A 19,670-nucleotide genomic window follows, 5' to 3' on the forward strand; every position below is an offset into this window, starting at 1 on the left:
GGGTCACTGGGTCTTGGGCGCGGCATTGGCCTCGCCCATCCAGTGGCCCTGCTTCTTCAGGGTGTCGGCCACCTCGCGGGGCATGTAGTTCTCGTCGTGCTTGGCGAGCACCGAATCGGCCCGGAACGTGCCGGGGCCGACGAGAACGCCCTCGGCCACCACCCCCTGCCCTTCGCGGAACAGGTCGGGCAGCAGCCCCTTGTAGGTCACCTGGACGGCCGCCTGCGCGTCCATGACCTCGAAGGAGATCTGCTGGTCGGAGCCGCGCTGCACGGAGCCTTCCTTGACGAGGCCGCCGAGGCGGATGCGCGTGCCGGGCTGCACGTTCTTCGCCTGGATGTCGGCCGGCGAATTGAAGAACACGATGGTGTCGTTCATGGCGTAGAGCACGAGGCCGAGCGCGACCGCCAGGACGCATCCTGCGACACCGATGAGCGTGAGGCGGCGTTGTTTTCTCGTCATGGCTGCGCGTCGGTCAGTTTCAGTTCCCGGGCCATCGTGTCGATGGTCTTCAAGGCCGCGTTGTCCTGCGCCAGCGCCTCGCGGGCCCGTCGCGCGGCCGCCACCGCCTTATCACGCTGGCCCAGAACCGCATAGGAGCGCATCAGCCGCGCCCATTCCTCGGCCGTGCCGCCCTGCGCCTCGAGACGGCCGGCGAGGCCCGCCACCATGCCGGCGATCGCCTCGGGGCCGATCCGGCCGTCCGGCGATTCGCCGGCCGGGGCCTGCCCGGCCGGGCCGTCGAGGGCGGCCATTTCCTGCCTCACGGCCTCGACCCAGGGCGCGTCCGCGGGCGACGACGCGAGCAGCTGCGCATAGGCCGCCCTGGCCTTCGCGATCTGCCCGTCCTGCACGGCCGCGCGGGCGAGATAGAACCGCGCCTTGGGCGAGCCCGGATCGAGCGTGAGGGCCTGTTCGAAGGCCGCCTGGGCGTCGGCCGACACGAGCCCGTCCCGGGCCATCACCAGGACCTCGCCGTAACTGGCGAACCGGTCGGAATCCGGAGGCAGGGAGCGGACCGCCGCCTCGTAGGCCTTCACGGCGTCGTCCACCCGGCCCATGCGCAGATAGACCGGAGCGATGACCTCCCAGCCGCGGCCGTCCTGCGGGTTCTTCGCCAGGTGGGCCTCGATCTGGGCCACCGCCTGCATGAGATCGACGGTGCCGGCCGCCTGGGCGGCCGCCGGCGCGGCCGCTGCCGCCTGGACGGGCGCCTGCACGGGAGCCTGGGGAGACCCGTAGATCTCATAGGTCGCGAGGGCCAGGATCGGGATGATCGACAGGGCCAGGGTCGAGGCCGCCCGACGGCGGCGCAGGGCCGGCTCGCCGACCGCCGCGAAGGCCTCGCCGCGCAGGCCGGTCGCCCGCAGGAGGCGCCGCCCGGCCTCCGCCTTGGCGGCTTCGGCCTCGCTCGGCATCAGCACGCCGCGGGCCTGGTCCCGTTCGATCTCGGCGATCTGCTCGCGGTAGAACTGCGTGTCCGGATCCGCCTGCCGGGCGACCGCGTAATGGCGCGACAACGGCCACAGCACCGCCATCACGGCCGCCGCCGTCATCGCCAGGAGAATGATCCAGATCACCATAAAGTCCTATTTACTGCGTGTCCCCCTGAAGCACGACGGTGGCACGGTGTCACGCGTAAATGTCCTGAGTCCCGGACTTATCAGCAGGGCAGCTCGGCCTCGGAGCGACGCTCATCCCGGGTGAGGGTGGTAAGGGCCGGTGACAACACCCTCCCACGTCATGGCCGGCCCTGTGCCGGCCATCCTGCCACCCTCCCCACGTCATGGCCGGCCTTGTGCCGGCCATCCCGATACGGAACAGCGCCGCGCCTCGGACCATCGGGATCACCGGCACGAGGCCGGTGATGACGTGAGGGTGGTGTGAGCGGGTGATGACGGGGAAGCGGGCGCTGGCGTTAGGCCGCGCTCCTGTCCCCTGGCAGTTCCAGGATGGCGCGCAGGCCCCCCAGGGGCGAGGCGTCGAGGCGGAGCGAGCCGCGATACAGGGCCGCGAGATCGCTCACGATGGAGAGCCCGAGGCCCGATCCGGGCTTGGTTTCGTCGAGGCGGCGGCCGCGCTTGAGAACCTCCTCGCGGGCCGCCTCCGGCAGGCCCGGCCCGTCGTCGTCGATGAGCAGGCGGAAGCGGGGGCGGTCGTCCTCGCGCACGAACTCGACCGAGACCTCCACCTTGCCGACGGCCCATTTGGCCGCGTTGTCGATGAGGTTGCCGGCCATCTCCTCCAGGTCCTGCTTCTCGCCGCGGAAGCGCAGGTCCGGGGGGATCGCCAGCGCGACCTCCAGGTCCTTGTCGCGGTAGATCTTGGCGAAGGTGCGCGCGAGGCCCGCGACGACGGGCTCGGCCTCGGTGAGGGTCCCGAGGGTCCCCGCGAGCGCCGCGGCGCGGGCGCGGTCGAGATAGTAGTTCACCTGGTCGCGCATGGTGGTCGCCTGCTCGCGGACCCTGGCGGCCACGTCCTCGGGGGCGTTCTCGGCCTCGTTCATGATGATGCTGAGCGGCGTCTTGAGCGCGTGGGCGAGATTGCCCACCTGCGTGCGGGCGCGCTCCAGGATCTCCCGGTTGGTGTCGAGGAGAAGGTTCAGCTCGCTCGCCAGGGGAGAGATGTCGCGCGGGTACTCGCCGGCGATCCGCTCCGCCTCCCCGCGCCGGATCGCCCCGAGGGCGCTGCGCAGGTTAGCGAGCGGCCGCAGGCCGAAGCGGATCTGCAGGAGCGTGGTGAAGCCGAGCCCGATGCCCAGGAGCGCGAAGGTGACGGTGAGCGCGAAGATGAAGTCCCGCACGGCCCCGTCGATCTCGTCGGCCGGGCCGGCGACCCGGATGATGTAGCGTCCGTCCTCGCCGAGATCGATGTCGCGCTCGATGATGCGCAGGTTGCGCTCGTCCGGCGCCCGGCCGTAGCCGCGGCGGATCTGGCCGAAGCGGTTGTCCCCGGTGGCGAGGCTCGGCAACGGCCCGCCGAACAGGGATTTCGACGCGCGGATCTCGCCCGCGGCCGCGTTGGGCCGCGCCACCTGCCAGTACCAGCCCGACAGGGGCAGCTCGAAGCGGGGATCGCCGATGGGGCCGAGATCCCGGTCCGGATCGCCCGGCCCGACGAGGTTGGACGCGAGGGTGTTGGCGTAGACCAGGAGCCGCTGGTCGAAGGCGCGCTCGGTGTTGTCGCGGTAGAGCGTCGACAGGATGAGCCCGGCGATCAGCAGGATCACGAAGCTCCAGAACACGGACGAGACCGCGAGCCGGACCGCGATGGGCCGGCCGGCGAAGCGTTTGACGAGCGGCGACAGGCCGGTCACGTCTTGGTCTGGCTCGCGTCGAGGAGATAGCCGAGACCGCGCACCGTCTGGATGATGTCGACCCCGAGCTTCTTGCGCAGGCGGCCGATGAAGACCTCGATGGTGTTCGAATCCCGGTCGAAATCCTGGTCGTAGAGATGCTCGGTCAGCTCGCCGCGCGAGACGATGCGGCCCGTGTGGTGCATGAGGTAGGACAGGAGCCGGTACTCGTGCGAGGTGAGCTTCACCGGGTTGCCGTCCACGGCGACGCGGCCCGAGCGGGTGTCGAGCTTCACGGGCCCGCAGGCGATCTCGCTCGTGGCGTGGCCGGCCGAGCGGCGCAGCAGCGCGCGGACGCGGGCGAGAAGCTCCTCCATGTGGAACGGCTTGGTCACGTAGTCGTCGGCGCCGGCGTCGAAGCCCTGGACCTTGTCGCTCCAGCGGTCGCGCGCGGTCAGGATGATCACCGGGGTCTTGCGCCCCTCCCGCCGCCAGGCGGTCAGGACCGACACCCCGTCCACCTTCGGCAGGCCGAGGTCGAGGATGATGGCGTCGTAGGGCTCGGTCTCGCCGAGGAACTGTCCCTCCTCGCCGTCCATGGCGGCATCCACCGCGTAGCCCGCCTGCTCGAGGGCGGTCACGATCTGCTGATTGAGGGTTCTGTCGTCCTCGACAACGAGTAGGCGCACGGTTGGAGCTTCCCTTATTGGACCGACTTCACGCGGCCGGACGGGCCGTCGATCGTCACCTGGACGATGCGACCGTCCTTTTGCAGGACCGAGATCACATAGACAAGGTCGTCGCTGTTGCGGCAGAGGCTGGCCCGGACCACGTCCGCGCCCGGGATCTGGCGCCGCGCCGTCATCACGGCGGATGCCGGAGCGACGACGCCCTTGGCGGCCACCGCCTCCTGCATCTCGCGGGGAGGCAGGCAGTTCTTCAGGGCCGCGGCCGCGCTCTGCGCCGACGCCGCCCCCACCATGCCCCACGATGCTATGACCACCCAGACCAGACGCATGAGACGACCATGCCTTTGCCGCACTGAACGAATTCTGAATGCGATCGGGCCGCTCCCTGTGCCGGCGACCGGCCCCATCCTGCTGGAAATGCTTGTCGTTCGGGATCCGTTTCCGGGCTTCCGTTTCATGGCCGGGATGCGCGACGCCGGCGAGGCAGGGACGCCCGTCAGACGGCCGTCGCGGACGAGGGTGGACGGGATGCGAGCCGGAGGGCCTCCCGCTCGACGGACAGGACGCGCCGGCGCCAGCCGATGCCGAAGACCGGCCAGGCGGCGAGGCGCCCGAGAAAGCCGAGGCGCGCCTTCGTGAGGCGGCGGATCGTCTCCGGGACATCGGCCGCGCGGGCGGCCTCGAGGGTGACCGGCCCGACGATACCGTCGGCCGGGACGCCGAGGATTTCCTGCAGCATCCGGACGGCCCGCGCGGGCCCCGAATTGACCGCGAGGTCGAACACCGCGAGATCGAGCCCGGGGGGCAGCTCGTCGGCCCGCACGGCGTTCCAGAACAGCCGCCGGTAGATCGCGACCGCCTCCCGGCGGCTCAGGCGCCGCACGTCGGCCGCGGAGGCCGGCCGGCCCCTCGCCCGGGCGAGGGTCTCGCGGGTGATGCCGAACCGGGTCGCCCCGCCCGGGTCGCGGGGATGCTGCACGAAGCCGCCCTCGTGCCGGAGCACCTGTTCGACCGCCGTCTCGAAGCGTGACGAAGAACCCGTCATCCGCGTGTCCCCATGATCATGCCCCCGTGATTCCGCCCGCAGGGCGATGAAGGCCAGGTTACCCGAAAACAGGGGACCGACGGCGCCGGCCGATGCGCCGAACGGGGCGCCGGCCCGGAGCCATCGGGGTCTCATACGCCGCGCTCTTGGGATCGGGATGGCCGGGACGGGAAACGAAAGAACCGGGGTGGCGTTGACGGTGCGAACCTCGAACGGCACGGAGGCCACTGGCGATGAGCAACGCTCCCAACGACCTCGCGGAGGATTTCCCCGACAAGCGCGAGCGGATCCACCAGCTCAAGACGAGCGACAACCACTTCGCGCGGCTCTACGACGAGTACGACGAGCTGAACCGCACCATCCACCGGATCGAGACCCGGGTGGAGCCCAAGCCCGAGGAGGTCGAGGAGGAGCTCAAGCGCCGCCGCCTGAAGATCAAGGACGAGATCATGGCGATGCTCGACCGCGCGGGCGGGTGACGTCCCGGGTGTTCACCCTCCTGTCGGCACCGGCCCTTACCACGTTCTCCACGTCATCACCGGGCTTGTCCCGGTGATCCCGATGGATGGAAACGCCGCGCCCCACCGGTCGGGATGGCCGGCACAAGGCCGGCCATGACGTGCAGAGGGTGTCATCACCGGACCACACACACCACGTCATCACCGGGCTCGTCCCGGTGATCCCGATACGGTGAAGCGGGCCGCCTTGACGAGACCCGCAATCAGGTCGTGATGTGGGCCGCTGATGACGATGGACATCGTTTCGAACGGGGATCCTCTGACGTGATGCAACGTGTGGTGCTGCTCTCTCTCGCCCTGTCGCTCGCCGCGACGGGGGCGAATGCCGTGGTGGGAGGCAGCGAGGATTCCGGCCCCCTCGCCCGCCGCAGCGTGATGGTGCTGAGCTCGAACGGCGGCGTCTGCAGCGCCGTGGTGCTGGCGCGCGACGTGGTGCTCACCGCGGCCCATTGCGTGACGGGCGCAGCCGAGCACCGGGTTCATTTCCGCGACGAGGCCGGCGAGCCGGTGCTGATCGCCCCCGCCGCGAAGGCGGTGCATCCGGGCTACAACGCCAAGGCCATCGAGACCCGCCAGCGCTCCGTCGACCTCGCCCTGCTGCGCATTCCCGAGGCGCTGCCGGGGCGCTTCGAGCGCGCGACCCTCGCGACCGCGACGGTCGCGGAGAACGATCCCGTCACCGTCGGCGGCTACGGGCTGTCGCGGGACGGCGACGCCAGGACCACGGGCACCTTCCGCACCGCGCCGCTGACGGCCGTCGAGCCCTTCGGTCCGAGCCGGATCCTGCTCTGGGCCGAGGGCTCCGGCCCGGCCGGCGCCTGCCAGGGCGATTCCGGCGGCCCGATGGCGTCCGGCGAGACCGTCGCGGCGATCACGAGCTGGTCGTCGCCGGCCAGGGGACGGCCGTGCGGGGGCGTCACGCAGGGCATTCTCGTGGCCCCGCAGCGCGCCTGGATCGACCGCATCCTGAAAGGCTGGAGCCGCGCCGCCCTGTGGGCCGGCGAGTAGGATCCCGCACCCTCCCGGTCACGGCGCCCATCCGCCCCGTGATGGCCGGCCTTGGGCCGGTGATGACAGGGAGAGAACGACGGGGAGAGCGGACTTCCTGGAAATTCGGAAAAACCCGGAACCATCGCGACTGCCCAGATCTTGCCTTGAAAAATTCATTCCCCTCACGGCATCATCCTCCCATGCGCGCTCTGCCCAGTCTCGCCCTTGCGGTGTTCACCCTCGTCGCCACTCCCGCATGGGCCATCCTGCAGGGCGCCGCCTCGCGCGATCCCAACGGGCTGCGGCGGTCCGTGGTCTCCATCGAGAGTTCCACGGGCGAGCTCTGCTCCGGGGTGATCGTCGCGCCGGATGTGGTGCTCACCGCGGCGCATTGCATGACGGACCGCGCCGCCTACCGGGTCACGGGGCTCAGCCGCGCGTTCCGGCAGCAGCGATTCAACGTGGCGGCGCTCGCCGTCCATCCGAGCTTCGTGCCCGGCACGACGCCGCGCACGCAGCCCGGCATCGATCTCGCGCTGCTCAAGCTCGATCGCCCGGTCGGGCCGGACTTCCTCGCCCTCGATCCGACCCAGGCCGGGCGGATCGACGTGGGCGACGGGGTCACGATCGCCGGCTTCGGCGTGCTCACCGAACGCGCGCGAGGCACCGCCCGGACCCTGCGCCAGACCAACCTGGTGTCGCTCGGCCCCATCGAGGTGGCCAACCGGGTGCTGATCGTCGTCGACCGTGACCGGCTCGCCGAGACGGCGGGCGCCGGCGCCTGCCGGGGCGATTCCGGCGGGCCGATCCTGGCCGCCACCCGGTCGGGCTATCTGCTCTACGGCATCACGAGCTGGTCGAGCGGCCCCTTGCGCAGCCGCCAGCCGAGCGCCTGCGGGGGCCTCACGGCCGTCACGCCGATCGTCGAGCATATGGGCTGGATCGCCTCGACCATGCGCGGCCTCGGCGGGCTCAGCAGCGCCTGGTCGGGCAACTGAGCGCCCGCCGTTCACACCACCCTGTCCCGGCCATCCCGCTTGTTTGAAGCGCCGCGCTCTTCGTCACGGGATCACCGGGACGAGCCCGGTGATGACGGGGAAGAGCGCGATCGCCGCGTCGTCCCGCACGCCGCCCACGCGCCGGGTGGTGTCGGAGCGCGTCGACGAGAAAGGCCCGACGCCGGGCGAGGCTCAGTGTCGGGCGCGACGGGTGTTCTTCTGCACCGTGCGGGTCACGGTCGGTCCGGTGGCCGCCCCGATGGCGCCGCCCGCCACCGCGCCCACGGGACCGGCCACGGCGCCGACGCCCGCCCCGACGGCCGCGCCGCCGACGCGCTCCTCCGTGGTGGTGCAGGCCGCGGCCGCCAGGCCGACGAGCGCAACGAAAGCGAGCTTCTTCATGACAACCTCCCAAGAGACGCGCCAAGAGACGCGCCAAGATACGCGGAGATCCGACGCCTTCCCGTCGAAGAAAGGGCCCGCCGCTTCCGCATCCGCGGGGGCGTTCAACTAACGCGCGCCCATGGACAAGGTTCAGGACAATAATCGCAGTGCGGCCCGGCGGAGGCGCGCGTCGGGCGGGCGGCCTTCGGCTTGCGCGGCACGCGGGCCAGGATGGTCCGGATCTTGGTCCGGATCACGAGGAATCTCCCGAGTGACGGCGGTTCAGGAGGGACAATTCGCGCACGAATTCGTCGAACCGGCGGTTCGCCGCGAAGAGGTCGCGCAGGGTCATGGCCAGCAGGGCAGAGGCCCCGCTCGCCCAGACGAACAGGGCCAGATGGGCGAGGTCCCCGCGCCGGATGACGGCTTCGGCGATCTGATCGAATGTGCTCATGGTTTGTTCTCGCAATGGGGCTCCGTTGGAGGGGGTCGGGGGCTGGCCTCGTGCCGGCCGCCCCGATGCGGAAAGGCGCGGCGCCTCGAATGACCGGGATCACCGGGGCAAGCCCGGTGATAACGTGGTGTGTATGTGGCCCGGTGATGACACTCTCCCTACGTCATGGCCGGCCTCCGCCCTTCCTGCCACCCTCCGCACGTCATGGCCGGGCTCGTCCCGGCCATCCCGACCGGAAAGGCGCGGCGCTTCTCAGAAGCGGGATCACCGGGACAAGCCCGGTGATGACGTGGTGTATGTGTGAGGCGGTGCGAACACCCTCCACACGCCATGGCACCCTCCGCCCTTCCTGACACCCACCCCACGTCATGGCCGGCCTTGTGCCGGCCATCCCGATCAGAAAGGCGCGGCGCCTCGAACAATCGAGATCACCGGGACGAGCCCGGTGATGACGTGGGAGGGTGGTGTGAGCGGGTGGTGACACCCACCCCACGTCATGGCCGGGCTCGTCCCGGCCATCCCGATCATGACAAGCACCGCGCCCCACCGGATCGGGATCACCGGGACGATCTGCCTGCCGGTTCTCCACGCTGGCGACAACTTCCGCAGCGCGTGCCGAAGAAGGCGGCAGTTTCCGCCCGGATGTCATTGGACGGTCACAGACCCTGCGGTACGCTGTGATCGTTGCAGGGGCATCCGGCGACATTCACGCGCCAGCCGAGCGGGTCCCCCCTCCTCGGCTGGCGCGACCATCAGATTTCTCGAGCTCGGCCGTCCTGTCTCCTATCCGGGACGGCGCGAGGCAGACGGCGGGGCGGATTCGGCACGGATGGACTGCCATCCGCCCCGGCCCTGCAGCCGCCATGCTCCTTTGGAGACAGGCTCGCCCGAAAGGCTCACCTCATCAGGAGACGTTGAGCATCGCGGCGCACCGCTTACCTTAACGGTTGTGGCTCCATCTCTTGCCCCTACGGGAGTCACGGCGCCCCGGCCGATGCGTGCGTGAACACCCTCCTTCGGCTGGGGCGTTTTTTCTCGAAGGCTTCGTGCCGGCCACCGCGCCCTCCGCACGTCATCACCGGCACAAGGCCGGTGATGACGTGCGGAGGATGGAGGACGCCCATAAAAAACCGCCCAAGCGGGGGCGCTTGAGCGGCGGAGGTTGCACCGAGCGGTGAATGCGGGGGCCTGATTCACACTTCATCAGTGTTCACGTTTTGTACTCTAGCAGCGTGCCGCTGTCAAGGGGAACATTCCTGTCCGGAACCCGGTCCGGAGAACATGCGGGTCCCAAGAGCGTCGCCCTTCCCGCCATGGCGGGCTCTCCCGACTGGGGTTCCGCCATGGTCGGGTCTGTCCCGTCCATCCCATGGTCCGACCGACACCCTGCACGTCGTGGCCGGCCTTGTGCCGGCCATCCCGATCGGAAGAGCGCGGCGCTCCCAACAATCGGGATCACCGGGACAAGCCCGGTGATGACGTGTGAGGGTGGTGTGAGCGGTGATGGCGGGGAAGGGTGGGACGGGCGCGGCGACGAGTCGGAGCCAGGAAGCGTTCGCGGATGTTCCGGAAAGGCCAGGAATTAAAGGATAATGTCACAGGATTCGGGGACCGAAATCGGAACAAGTGGCCAATGAACGGGAAACCCCGATTCCGTTCCATGCGGCGCCGGAATGGCGGCATTCGGCATGGGAATTCCTGCCCGGCGCCGACCGGCCATCATTCCGAGGCCGCGGCGCTTCAAACAATCGGGATCACCGGGACGAGCCCGGTGATGACGTGGAGGGTGGTGTGAGGCGGTGCGAACACCCTCCACACGTCATGGCCGGGCTTGTCCCGGCCATTCCGATCGTCTGAAGGGCGGCCCTGGCCATCGTCGGATGACAGGAGAGCGCTCCGTCAGGGGAGCCTCACATCCACGGCGATCATCTCGTGATCCGACACCGCCCTGCCCTCCCGGTCGACGGCCGGGACGATCCGCGGATTCGCGACCGGGAGTCCGCGGGCTACGATCCAGTCGAGCTTGCCAAAGGGCGGCGCGTGCTTGTTCTTCGGCCCCGGCGTCTGGGTCGGGCGCGCGAGATTGGCGCCCGTCCAGGCAAAGCCCGCTTGCGCGAGATCGCCGAAGAGGGGCTCGTATCGCTCCGGCGCATCGAGGAGCAGATGACGCTCGTCCTCGGACCGCGGCAGGGCCTTGGTGTTGAAGTCGCCGCCGATCACGCAGGGCGCATCGGGCGCGATGGCGTCGAGCGCCTTCAGCAGGGCCTGGATCTGCCGCTGCCGGTCGGCCGGATCGGTCTTGCTTTCGAGGTGGGTGCTCACGACCCAGAGGGGGAGCGGCGCATCGCCCACGCGGGCGGCGAGCGCCATACGCCGGCCGATCCGCCTCTGCGCGCCCTCGAAGCCGGAGAACCACAGGCCTCCCGCCTCCAGGGGGATGAGGTGGGGCGCCTCGAGGGCAAGGCCGGTCACGATGGCGTTGCCGTGGAGGCCTGCGGCGTTGCGCTCGCCCGCATGCGCGCGCATCTCGCCCCGGTCGCCGAGATCGAGCTCCACGAACTCGGCGCCGAAGAGATAGCCCTCGCGGCCGGTCGCGGTGAGGTCGCGCAGATTGTGCGTGTTGCCCGAGCGCGCCATGCCGCAATCGACCTCGCTCAGGAGCGCGAGATCGGCGCCGGCCCGCTCCAGGAGGAAGCGGGTCGCCGGTCGGCTTCCGAGGCGCTCGCTGTTGAAGGCCGCGATCCGCAGAATCGCCGGACAAGCCCGGACGCGGTCGGGCGGGCGCTGCTCGATCGCCGCGAAGGCCGGGATCCGCCGCAGCAGGCGCCCATGCGCATCCGGCCCGCGCCGGGATGCGGCGCGGGCCTCCTCCAGGACGGTCTCTTCGGGAGCCGGGAGATGCGGCACGACCCTGTCGACGACGGACCCCATGATGCGCGGGCCTCTGACAACGATGATCTCGGTCTTTGGCCAGATAGGGCGCGCCGCCGCCGGCCGGACGGTCCTGACTCAGGAATTTTTATTCAGGAATTTTTCATGGCGTCCCTTAGGAACTTTTTTAGGCGAAGTCCGTTATGTGTGCGCATCAAGCCTTGCCGGGGAGGAAGCCCATGATCTTTTGGGCTGCTGTTGTTGCGCTCGTCGTGGGCGCATTCGTCTATGTCGGCGACCTCTCTTCGGCCCTGTCCTCGGCTCTTGTGAGCCTGGCGGAGATCGGCGGCGTCGTGGCCCTGTTCACCCTGGTCTGCGCCGCGGAGGTCTTCAGCATCCCGAAGGGCTCGCCCCTCGACAAGGGATCTCCGACCCCTGAAGCCTGACCGGCCGCCCGTCCGCGCCGCGAGGGGCGGCCCGACTATGCGGGCAACAGCGTTTCTTCAGTCGTCGATACGATAAATCGTTGCATCCGCGTCGGGTCGTGCTAATCCTTCCGGCATGACCATGCCCGACCCTCACCCTCCGGCCTCCTGCGAACCCGACCCGCGCGGCGACCATGGCGTCGCCATGAGCGACACGGCGAGCGACACGGCGAGCGACGCGGCGGGGCGTTGCCGGCACGAAGCCGAGCCGCCCGACGCGATCGGCGGCCCGGCCGCCCCTCGCGACTTCGTCGCCTGGGCGACCCTCGAAACCGCCCTGGGCCCGCGCCGCGTCATGCCCTGGACGAAGCGCGGCGCGGCGAGCGCCGCCCGGCGCCGGCGCTGACGGGCGCGCCCCGCACCTTTCCCGAGCAAGATCAAGGCCCTGAGGGACCGGCGCATAGATCATTAGTCGATAGTACCGCCAGGCTTCTTGCGGAGGGAGCGGGATTTAGTGTCAAGTGGCCGCAAGTGACAGAAGTCACGAGCCAGAGAGGAAAAAAAGCAATGAAACGTCGTCAGTTCCTGCAGGCCGCAACGGTCGGCGCCGCCGCGACCGCGGTGGCCGCCCCGGCGATCGCCCAGTCGATGCCGGAGATCAAGTGGCGCCTGCAATCGGGCTTCCCCAAATCCCTCGACACCATCTTCGGCGCCGCCGAAGTGATCGCGAAATACGTCTCGGAGGCGACGGACGGCAAGTTCCAGATCCAGCCCTTCGCGGCGGGCGAAATCGTCCCGCAGCCGCAGATCGCCGACGCGGTCGGCAACGGCACGGTCGAGCTGGGGCACACCTGCTCCTACTACTATTTCGGCAAGGATCCGACCTTCGCCCTCGGGACGGCGGCGCCGTTCGGCCTGAACGCCCGTCAGATGAACGCCTGGCTCTACCAGGGCGGCGGCAACGATCTGCTCAACGAGTTCTACGCCAAGTTCAACCTCTACGGCATGCCGGCGGGCAACACCGGCGTGCAGATGGGCGGCTGGTTCCGCAAGGAGATCAAGACCGTCCAGGACCTGCAGGGCCTCAAGATGCGCATCGCGGGCATCGCCGGCCTGGTGTTGCAGAAGCTCGGCGCGGTGCCGCAGCAGATCCCGGGCGGCGACATCTACCCGGCTCTCGAGCGCGGCACCATCGACGCCGCCGAGTGGGTCGGCCCCTACGACGACGAGAAGCTCGGCTTCTCGAAAGTCGCCCCGTACTACTATTATCCGGGCTTCTGGGAAGGCGGACCGGCGATCCACCTGTTCGTGAATCAGGGCAAGTGGAAGGAACTCCCGAAATCGTATCAGGCCATCCTGACGACGGCGGCCGCCTACGCCAACAACGACATGCTGGCCAAGTACGACGCCCGCAACCCGGCCGCCCTGCGCCGCCTCCTCGGGGCCGGCACGCAGCTGCGTCCGTTCTCGCAGGAAATCCTCGAAGCCGCCTACAAGGCGACCAACGAGGTCTTCGACGAGGTCTCGGCCAAGAACGCGGACTTCAAGAAGGTCGTCGATGCGGTCAAGGCGTTCCGGAACGAAGAGTATCTCTGGTTCCAGGTGGCCGAATACGCCTACGACACCTTCATGATCCGCGCCCGCGCCCGCGGCTGATCCGTCCGGAGCCATGACCGTGACGAGGGGCGGCCGAGAGGCCGCCCTTTTTTCTCGCCCGCGTCGTGCCCAGATAACACCCTCGCGGCAACGGATCTCGAGCGCTCGCGCCTCGCCGGACGTTGGGCCGTCGCGTGAGTATCAAGGGGTCGGCTACAGACGATGCGCTGGACGTTCCGGATCAGTTTCCTTCTTTTCCTCGCCTGGGCGATCTTCATGGTCTCCCCCTTCGTCGCGCTCTACGACCTCTCGAAGGCCGTCGAAGCACGGGACGTCGCCCGGATCACCGAGCGGGTGAACTTCAATGCGCTGCGCGCCTCCCTGGCCCGGCAGATCCTGGGCGAGTATCTGAAGAGCCAGGACCTCGACGGGCTCGGCCAGCAGGCGGCCGCGCAGGCCGGCACCGCCGTCCTCAACCCGGTCCTCGAGCAACTCATCACCCCGCAGGCGGTCATCGACCTTCTCGACGACGGACAATTGCAGCAGGTCGCCGGGCCACAGGGCACCGGCGCCCTGTTTTTCCCCGTCGGCTTCGATGCCTCTTCGCTCGAAAAAGGGTGGCGGACCTTCCTCTTTTCGGAATCCCAAGGCTTCCGATCGGTCACCATCCCGCTCCCGCCCGATGAGCCGAAGGAGCGTCAGTTCAGGATCACCCTGCGCCTGAGCGGCGCCACTTGGCGCCTGACGGGAATCGAACTTCCCGAGCCGCTTCGGGAAGAATTGATCAGGCGTGCGAGCGCCGCGACGAAGTCTAGGCCCAAGCTCTAAGGCTAATGCTGGAACCTTGAGCATAACATGAGCGTTCCCAGTCAGACGATGATCTGATGAAGGACAAAGTGATGCGTAAGATTGCTTTCGGAATCGCCGCAGCCTCCCTGTTGATCATGCCTCAACTTGCCTTTGCTCAGGAAGGCACGGCTGCGGGCGTCGCAACCGGCGCCGTGACGGGCGCCATCGTCGGCGGTCCGGTGGGCGCGGTCGTCGGCGCGGGGGTCGGCGGCATCGCGGGCGGTCTCGCCGAGCAGAACGCCAAGATGCAGAACGCCCCGGCCGTCGTCGTGGTCCCCGATGCCGCAACGACCGGGTCGGTCCGGCAGCGGACATGCACGGTGGACGCCTCCGGCAACCAAGCCTGCACGGACGTCGTCCGATAGCGGCGACGTCGGTCCGAGATGCCGAGAAGCCCGTCTGGTTTCCCAGACGGGCTTCTCGCTACGCGGGACTAAAACAATCCCAAAGCATTCCTCACAGCATTCCTTGGCGATGAACAACCTCTTCAAAACACCCGTCAGTGGATGAATAACCACCCCACCATCGCGAGCGGAAAAACAGTGCCAAGAATAAAACAGATGACTTGCGAAGTCATATGAATCCCTCCATGGCACGATAACTGGTAACATTGAAATACGTTCCGCCGTACTACGAAACTGCGCAAACAGCTTCCGCGGAACCACAAGGATGTAGTCTGAAATAACTTTGATCTACGCCCCTATCGCGGGAGGGAACCGAGCCTCGCCCCCTCGATTGTCACAACGGACAGCGTGAGGCGTAAACGATGAAGGATCAGGACCGTTCCGGATGGGGCCGCATGGACGATGCGCAATTCGTCCGTAAGACCTTGATCGTCGCGGGGATCGGGGCGCTCGCCCTGCTCCTGTGGAAGCTGTCGGACGTGCTTCTTCTCGCCTTTGGGGCCGTTCTGGTGGCCATTCTGCTGCATGCGGCCTCGGACGCTCTCGAGCGCTTTCTCAGGGTCCCCGGCCGCTGGAGCCTGACCGTCGCCGGTCTGCTCATCTTCATCCTGTTCCTGGGCATCATCGCGCTGTTCGGCACCCAGGTCCGGGCTCAGTTCTCCAACGTGGTCGAGCAGCTGCCTTCGGCGATCGACAATTTCAGCAAGCAGCTCGGCGTCGGGCCCGTCAGCGACGATCTTTCGGAGATCGTGAGCCAGGCGCCGACCGGCGGAATGGCCGCGCGGCTCGCCGGGATCGGCGGCGCCATCCTGGACGGGCTGGCGGACTTCATCCTGGTGGTGATTGCGGGCCTCTACATCGCGGCCGCGCCGCGCGTCTACCGTCAAGGTCTGGTCAAGCTGTTTCCCGTGAAGCACCATGGGCGGGTCGAAAGCTCCCTGCAGGCCTCCGGCCAAGCCCTGAAGCTGTGGTTGACCTCGCAGCTGATCGCCATGAGCTGCGTGGCGGTGCTGTCAACCATCGCGTTCTGGCTGATCGGCCTGCCCTCCGCGCTTGCGCTCGGCCTCATCGCGGGCATGGCCGACTTCATCCCGTTTCTCGGGCCCATCCTGGGAGCGCTGCCGGCCGTCCTGATCGCCTTCAGCGTCAGCGGCGAGGCGGCGCTCTGGACCGTGGTCGCGGTGATCGCCATTCAGCAGATCGAGGGCAACGTGATCTTCCCGCTGGTGGCGCGACGGGTGATCAGCATCCCTCCGGCCCTGGCGCTGTTCGCCATCCTGATCGGAAGCGTCCTGTTCGGCACCCTGGGGCTGATCTTCGGCTTCCCCCTGGCCGTGGTCACCTATGTGCTGGTGAAGAAGCTTTATGTGCGCGAGACGCTCGGGGAGCCCACGGACGTTCCGGGCGAGCCCGGCGGCGACGCCCGGCGGGAGGTCGGCTCGCACGGGTGACGGTCCGCGCACGGGCCCGGAATCCCCAGAGCCTGAGCCCTTGAGAGCCTGAGCCAATGCCTTAGACTATGGCGAGCTTCTGCGCGGCGGAACGAAATCCTGCGCGCTCCGCGCCTGGCCCGCCATGCAGGTCGAACCCTGGCCTCGCGTCCAGGGGTGAGCGATCGCGATCGGGGTCCGGCGGGGACCGCATGGGGGAGGACCACATGGGAAGGAGGCTGGCATGAGGGCGTCTTCGGTCGGGATATTGGTGCTGTTCGGACTCGTGTCGGGCCTGCCTGCCGCCGCGCAGCAGCTCCCCCGCTTCAACGTGGAGGCGACCTGCAAGGAGGCTCAGCCCCTCACCCCTCAGGATACGAACCCCTACGAGAGCTGCATGCGGGACGAAACGGCGGCGGAACGCCAGCTCCGGGACATCTGGAGCACCGCCCCGGAGGGCACGCGTGCGACCTGCGGGCAGGAGGCGCAGATCGGCGGGACGCCCAGCTATGTGGACATGCTCACCTGCCTGCAGGTCGCCCAGGGAACGAGCCCGACCCTGACGTCACGTCGCCGGAAAGCCGCCCAGTAGAGCATCGTCCGGGACCCTGTCATGACCGCTCGGCCGGGTGGGCACCCTCTCACGTCATCACCGGGCTTGTCCCGGTGATCCCGCTTCTGTAGGGCGCCGCGCCCTTCCAATCGGGATGGCCGGCACAAGGCCGGCCATGACGTGGAAAGCTCGTGCATCCCGATATCCCATTCTCACGTCATCACCGGCCTTGTGCCGGTGATCCCGCTTGTCTGAAACGCCGCGCCTCACCGGATCGGCATGGCCGGCCTCCCGGCCCTGTCAGATCTGCGGTTTCGGAACCGGATCGGAGTGGCGCGGCTTCGGCGCCTCCACGAGGCGGAACCGCACGGGGGGCGACGTCCAGTCGAATGGCAGTTGGAGAGGAACGGAGCAGGTGGTCAGCAGGCTGCGCCCCTCCCCGTTCCTGACCTCGAACACGAAGCCGGGCCGCTCCAGCTGCCGGCAGCCGGGCCATCGGTCGAAGTCGATCCACTCGCTCATCGGCGGGCCTCCGCGAACGGTCGTCAGAGAATGAAGTCGGTGGCGGCGAGCGCCGTGATTCCCGCGACGTTGATGCGGAAATCCGCGATCCTGTCGCCGTTGACGTCCCCCGAGAGCACGCCGCCGGAGAAGGCCAGCTGTCCGCTCTCGCCCGTGAACGCCTTGGCGCCGATGAACACGAACGCCTGATCCCCGCCGGCCGCCGTGTTGGCATCGATGGTGCGCAGATCGATGCGATCCGAGCCCGGCAGGAAGTCCTGGATCGTATCCCGCGCGCCCGGAAGGGAATCCTTGACGGCGTTGAAATCGAAGATGTCCGCGCCGGCACCTCCGGACAGGGTGTCGGCGCCGGCGCCGCCGTCGAGCGAGTCGCCGGCTTCGAGCCCGTACAGCTTGTCCGATCCGGCACCGCCCTTGAGCCCATTGGCGCCGTCGTTCCCGGTCAGGGAATCGTTGCCCGATCCGCCAATGGCGTTCTCGATGAGCGACCGGCCGTCGCCCTGATAGAGCAAGGCATTGGCGATGTTTCCAGCGGCGATCTTCGTGCCGTCCCAATTCAGTTTCGCCAGTTGAGCCGTGGACGTCTTGGTCCATTGGCCAGGATGGAGATCGACCGTGAGGTTCGTCGTATAGGCGGACAGGTCGTAGGTGTCGTTTCCGCCGCCGTCCCAGATCGTGAGGAACACCTTGTTGGCGCCCGGCCTCCCCTGACCGACGCCGTTGATGGACATCTCTCCCGTCGTCGGACTCCACGCATAGGTCGAGTTGCCGCCATTGGTGGCGTAGTTCGCCCCGTACATCTGCTGCATGGCCGCGATGTCGTACATCATCGGCGACTGCGCATAGCTCCAGGTCTCGTTCGTGTAGCCTGCCGTGGTCGAGGCCCCCACATAGGAGCGGTAGCTCATGACGGTATATTCCAGCGAGTCCCGGTCCTGCGGCATGACGTTGCCTTCATGCGTGTGCTCGAGCCCGAGCGCGTGCCCGAGCTCGTGCAGGAACACCATGAAGGCGTAGTTGCCCTTCACGGGGGTGGTGAAATAGCCGTTCGAGCCGTTCAACCAGACATCTCCGCCTTCCGCCGCCGTATTGGGCAGGTAGGCCCAGGCGGATTCGGTCTTGTCCGACATGGCAAAGCGGATGTCGGCATGCTGCGTCGCCGTTTCGCCGCTCTCGGTGAAGGTCAGGTTCGCGACGGCGGCATAGGCCTTCAGGGCATTGCGCGCCGTCGTCTGCTGAACTGCACTGAGGCTGCCGAAATTCGTAATATTCTCCGCTGTTCCGTAAGAATTGCCGTAGTAGGAGCCATTTGCGGGAAAGCTATAGGTTAAACTGCTGGAAGCCCATTTAAATCCGCCGAGAACACCATCGATATACGCATTTCCAGTCATGCCGTAAGAAGCAATAGCAGGCATATAACCACCCTGTTCGGAAATTATTCTGAAGAATAACGGGATCGGACCTGTTGCGGGGTCGATCAGGTTTGCCGTTGGGCGCGACCGTGGCAATTACCCGAAAGAGATGGCGGCGACTCTAAAGGGGTAGAACCGGGTCCCGTGCCGACGAACGCGGGCGCCCGGGCCCGGCTGTCCCATCCTCCCCGTCCTCACCGGGGCACACACGCACCCCGTCATCACCGGCCTTGTGCCGGTGATCCCGCTTCTGAGAGGCGCGGCGCTTCACCTTATCGGGATGGCCGGCACAAGGCGGGCCATGACGTGGGGAGGGTCGTGGGAGGGTGTCATCACCGGGCTCGTCCCGGTGATCTCGATGGTCTGGAACGCCGAGCGCTTCCTGCGCACCGCAGCGGGCCACGGGCTTCCAAAGGCCGGATCTGCGACGGTTTGTCCGGCCGGATGAACCGCCCGCCCAAGGCAGGACGGCAGGGTTCTCCGCGCGGTCGCCGGGCGCTCAGCCGTTCCTGACGCTCGGATCTTCCATCGGCCAGTCGGTGATGCGCTCGAGCAGTTCGGAGATCGTGAACTCCTCCTCCGGTCCGGCGACCCGGTCGCGGACCGAGATCCCGGCCGCGTGCACCGTCTCCGGGTCGCCCGAGACGAGCGGATGCCACCAGGAGAGGTCGTGCCCCTCGGCGAGACGACGATAGGCGCAGGTCTCCGGCAGCCAGGAGAGGCTGCGCACCGCCTGAGGCGTCAGCCGGACGCAATCGGCCACCTTGGCCTGACGGTTCGGATAGTCCCGGCAGCGGCAGGTCTGGTCGTCGAGAAGGGTGCAGCCCACGTCCGTGTACATCACCTCGGCCGTGTCCTCGTCCTCGAGCTTCACGAGGCAGCAGCGCCCGCAGCCGTCGCACAGGCTCTCCCATTCGTCGAGGCTCATGGCTTCGAGCGGCTTCACGCGCCAGAAGGGCTGCTCCTCCGGCAGAGGGCGAATGACGGGTGCGGCATTTGGCATGGGGGCGGTCTGACGTCCCTTTGAGGCGGTTTGAAGGAAGGGGCTAAACCGCAAGGCAGCCCGCCCTTACTTCCGAAGAGGTAAATCTCCGTGAACCTACAAACAAGGTTCTGAGTTATATATATCGGCAGCGCCACGCTTCGGCGTTGCCGCCAGCGTATCGAGCCGAACGGGACGTCCGCGTCAGCACCAAGGGGACCGGGCCTGCCGCACCGCGCGAGGCGCTGCCGAG

22 protein-coding genes are annotated in these 19,670 nt (G+C 68.1%); 10 read left to right on the forward strand and 12 right to left on the reverse strand.

Annotated features, from left to right (window positions below; translation table 11 throughout):
- Positions 1-3: 3 nt before the first annotated feature.
- The 6 genes from ccmE to OCW50_RS17620 all read right to left on the reverse strand — a co-directional run bounded on the left by ccmE (position 4) and on the right by OCW50_RS17620 (position 5,164).
- Positions 4-462 carry a cytochrome c maturation protein CcmE gene (gene ccmE, locus OCW50_RS17595; protein ID WP_262271019.1) on the reverse strand — a complete coding sequence of 153 codons (459 nt, stop codon included), beginning with the start codon at positions 460-462 and terminating at the stop codon, positions 4-6.
- The gene (gene ccmI, locus OCW50_RS17600) at positions 459-1,583 is read right to left on the reverse strand and encodes a c-type cytochrome biogenesis protein CcmI (protein WP_373371465.1); all 1,125 of its coding nucleotides are present in this window, start codon (positions 1,581-1,583) and stop codon (positions 459-461) included. The genes ccmE and ccmI overlap by 4 nt, the downstream gene beginning before the upstream one ends.
- A gap of 335 nt (positions 1,584-1,918) precedes the next feature.
- Positions 1,919-3,316, reverse strand: a complete 1,398-nt coding sequence (locus OCW50_RS17605) for an ATP-binding protein (RefSeq protein WP_373371466.1) — start codon at positions 3,314-3,316, stop codon at positions 1,919-1,921.
- On the reverse strand, positions 3,313-3,984 hold the full coding sequence (locus OCW50_RS17610; RefSeq protein WP_262271021.1) for a response regulator transcription factor: 672 nt from the start codon (positions 3,982-3,984) through the stop codon (positions 3,313-3,315). Before OCW50_RS17610 ends, OCW50_RS17605 begins: the two co-directional genes overlap by 4 nt.
- A gap of 14 nt (positions 3,985-3,998) precedes the next feature.
- The gene (locus tag OCW50_RS17615) at positions 3,999-4,313 is read right to left on the reverse strand and encodes a PepSY domain-containing protein (protein WP_262271022.1); all 315 of its coding nucleotides are present in this window, start codon (positions 4,311-4,313) and stop codon (positions 3,999-4,001) included.
- A gap of 167 nt (positions 4,314-4,480) precedes the next feature.
- Positions 4,481-5,164, reverse strand: a complete 684-nt coding sequence (locus tag OCW50_RS17620; protein ID WP_262298467.1) for a glycoside hydrolase family 108 protein — start codon at positions 5,162-5,164, stop codon at positions 4,481-4,483.
- Positions 5,165-5,262: 98 nt separating this feature from the next.
- Between OCW50_RS17620 and OCW50_RS17625 the strand changes: the two genes are divergently transcribed.
- From OCW50_RS17625 to OCW50_RS17635, 3 genes are all read left to right on the forward strand, one after another.
- Positions 5,263-5,508, forward strand: a complete 246-nt coding sequence (locus OCW50_RS17625; protein WP_262271024.1) for an HP1242/YdcH family protein — start codon at positions 5,263-5,265, stop codon at positions 5,506-5,508.
- Positions 5,509-5,814: 306 nt separating this feature from the next.
- Positions 5,815-6,555, forward strand: a complete 741-nt coding sequence (locus OCW50_RS17630; RefSeq protein WP_262298488.1) for a S1 family peptidase — start codon at positions 5,815-5,817, stop codon at positions 6,553-6,555.
- Positions 6,556-6,737: 182 nt separating this feature from the next.
- Entirely contained in the window at positions 6,738-7,535 is a 798-nt protein-coding gene (locus OCW50_RS17635; protein WP_262271026.1) for a S1 family peptidase, read from the forward strand.
- A gap of 192 nt (positions 7,536-7,727) precedes the next feature.
- Here OCW50_RS17635 and OCW50_RS17640 read toward each other — a convergent pair whose 3' ends face one another.
- The 3 genes from OCW50_RS17640 to OCW50_RS17650 all read right to left on the reverse strand — a co-directional run bounded on the left by OCW50_RS17640 (position 7,728) and on the right by OCW50_RS17650 (position 11,304).
- Positions 7,728-7,937: a hypothetical protein gene (locus OCW50_RS17640; protein WP_262298468.1), complete on the reverse strand. Its 210-nt coding sequence runs from the start codon at positions 7,935-7,937 to the stop codon at positions 7,728-7,730.
- A 235-nt stretch (positions 7,938-8,172) separates the two neighbouring features.
- The gene (locus OCW50_RS17645) at positions 8,173-8,373 is read right to left on the reverse strand and encodes a hypothetical protein (protein ID WP_262298469.1); all 201 of its coding nucleotides are present in this window, start codon (positions 8,371-8,373) and stop codon (positions 8,173-8,175) included.
- A gap of 1,899 nt (positions 8,374-10,272) precedes the next feature.
- Positions 10,273-11,304, reverse strand: a complete 1,032-nt coding sequence (locus tag OCW50_RS17650; protein ID WP_262298470.1) for an endonuclease/exonuclease/phosphatase family protein — start codon at positions 11,302-11,304, stop codon at positions 10,273-10,275.
- Between the two features lie 179 nt (positions 11,305-11,483).
- Here OCW50_RS17650 and OCW50_RS17655 point away from each other — a divergent pair, with 179 nt between their 5' ends.
- The 7 genes from OCW50_RS17655 to OCW50_RS17685 all read left to right on the forward strand — a co-directional run bounded on the left by OCW50_RS17655 (position 11,484) and on the right by OCW50_RS17685 (position 16,540).
- The gene (locus OCW50_RS17655) at positions 11,484-11,690 is read left to right on the forward strand and encodes a hypothetical protein (protein WP_262298471.1); all 207 of its coding nucleotides are present in this window, start codon (positions 11,484-11,486) and stop codon (positions 11,688-11,690) included.
- 121 nt (positions 11,691-11,811) lie between these two features.
- The gene (locus OCW50_RS17660; protein WP_262298472.1) at positions 11,812-12,075 is read left to right on the forward strand and encodes a hypothetical protein; all 264 of its coding nucleotides are present in this window, start codon (positions 11,812-11,814) and stop codon (positions 12,073-12,075) included.
- A gap of 161 nt (positions 12,076-12,236) precedes the next feature.
- A complete protein-coding gene (locus OCW50_RS17665; RefSeq protein WP_262271032.1) occupies positions 12,237-13,325 on the forward strand; it encodes a TRAP transporter substrate-binding protein in 1,089 nt (362 codons plus the stop codon).
- Positions 13,326-13,487: 162 nt separating this feature from the next.
- Entirely contained in the window at positions 13,488-14,093 is a 606-nt protein-coding gene (locus OCW50_RS17670) for a DUF2939 domain-containing protein (protein WP_262298473.1), read from the forward strand.
- A gap of 71 nt (positions 14,094-14,164) precedes the next feature.
- Positions 14,165-14,479, forward strand: coding sequence for a glycine zipper domain-containing protein (locus tag OCW50_RS17675; RefSeq protein ID WP_262298474.1), 315 nt, complete (start codon positions 14,165-14,167; stop codon positions 14,477-14,479).
- 434 nt (positions 14,480-14,913) lie between these two features.
- Positions 14,914-15,969 (forward strand): AI-2E family transporter, encoded by a 1,056-nt coding sequence (locus tag OCW50_RS17680; RefSeq protein WP_262298475.1) that lies wholly within the window; start codon positions 14,914-14,916, stop codon positions 15,967-15,969.
- A gap of 223 nt (positions 15,970-16,192) precedes the next feature.
- Positions 16,193-16,540, forward strand: coding sequence for a hypothetical protein (locus tag OCW50_RS17685; RefSeq protein ID WP_262271036.1), 348 nt, complete (start codon positions 16,193-16,195; stop codon positions 16,538-16,540).
- 261 nt (positions 16,541-16,801) lie between these two features.
- On the opposite strand, the gene OCW50_RS17690 is transcribed toward OCW50_RS17685, so the two are convergent.
- From OCW50_RS17690 to OCW50_RS17700, 3 genes are all read right to left on the reverse strand, one after another.
- Entirely contained in the window at positions 16,802-17,023 is a 222-nt protein-coding gene (locus tag OCW50_RS17690; RefSeq protein WP_262271037.1) for a hypothetical protein, read from the reverse strand.
- A gap of 23 nt (positions 17,024-17,046) precedes the next feature.
- Positions 17,047-18,438, reverse strand: a complete 1,392-nt coding sequence (locus tag OCW50_RS17695) for a M10 family metallopeptidase (RefSeq protein ID WP_262298476.1) — start codon at positions 18,436-18,438, stop codon at positions 17,047-17,049.
- A gap of 496 nt (positions 18,439-18,934) precedes the next feature.
- Complete coding sequence (locus OCW50_RS17700; protein ID WP_262271039.1) at positions 18,935-19,438, reverse strand: YcgN family cysteine cluster protein; 504 nt, start codon at positions 19,436-19,438, stop codon at positions 18,935-18,937.
- Between the last annotated feature and the right edge of the window lie 232 nt (positions 19,439-19,670).

This window comes from Microvirga sesbaniae (assembly GCF_025460805.1).
In the GTDB taxonomy this organism is placed as follows: domain Bacteria; phylum Pseudomonadota; class Alphaproteobacteria; order Rhizobiales; family Beijerinckiaceae; genus Microvirga; species Microvirga sesbaniae.